This window comes from Staphylococcus sp. EZ-P03 (assembly GCF_003344575.1).
Lineage (GTDB): Bacteria > Bacillota > Bacilli > Staphylococcales > Staphylococcaceae > Staphylococcus > Staphylococcus simulans_B.
In genome coordinates this window covers 1-870 of record NZ_QPMO01000037.1, presented here as the reverse complement: position 1 = coordinate 870, position 870 = coordinate 1, and the positions used below count along the sequence as shown (strand labels likewise).

The window sequence follows — 870 nt, the reverse complement described above, 5'->3', positions numbered from 1 at the left end:
TCAACAGGAGTCTTGCCTTTTAAATTTACTTTTCTTCTTACGTTATTATAGTAATTGATATATTTGTGTATTTCTAATTCTAACTCTTCATAAGAACTAAACTCTTCTCCATAAAACATCTCCTGTTTTAATAGGCCAAAGAAATTCTCCATTGGAGAATTATCATAACAGTTACCTTTACGCGACATACTTTGAAATATATGATTGTCTTTGAGCACTTTTACCCAAGCTTTATGCTGGTAGTGCCAACCTTGATCAGAATGTACTGTAGTTCGATAATTTAATTCAGGTATATTTTTAATAGCCTGATTTAAAGATGACAAAGCACATTCTAAATTTGGGTGCCTACTAATAGAATAAGCGATGATTTCTTTTGAAAATACATCTAAAACAGGTGACAAATAAAGCTTTGTATTCGTATTCTTAATATTGAATTGAGTAATATCTGTTAATAATTTTTGATAAGGTCTATCTGACACAAATCTTCGATTTAGTATATTTTTAGCGACTTTTCCAGTACTTCCTTTATATGATTTATATTTTCTGCTTCTATGGTTAAACTTTGTGCATAAAAGTTTATTCTCTCTTGTTATTCTTAAAACTTTCTTATGATTAACTATAATCCCCATTGCATGAAGCTCTAAGGTAATTCTACGATAACCAACACGTTCATGATTTTTTTCGATGATTTCTTTAATCAACTTCAGCAGAGGTGCATCCTTATACTCTTTTAAACCTAAATTATTTTTCCAATAATGATAGACACTTTTAGCTATATTGGCTACTTTTAGAATATGATTCAGCTGATAATCTTTCTCTTTCCTTAACTCAATAATAGCTGAAACTATTTCTTCGTTTGATTTTTTCGAG

The 870-nt window shown here is 29.4% G+C and carries 1 protein-coding gene; it reads right to left on the bottom strand.

Going from position 1 to position 870, the window contains the following annotated elements:
* Window positions 1-870, bottom strand: an 870-nt coding sequence (locus DVJ99_RS12770; protein WP_114604540.1) for an IS3 family transposase, incomplete at both ends; no start/stop codon positions are given.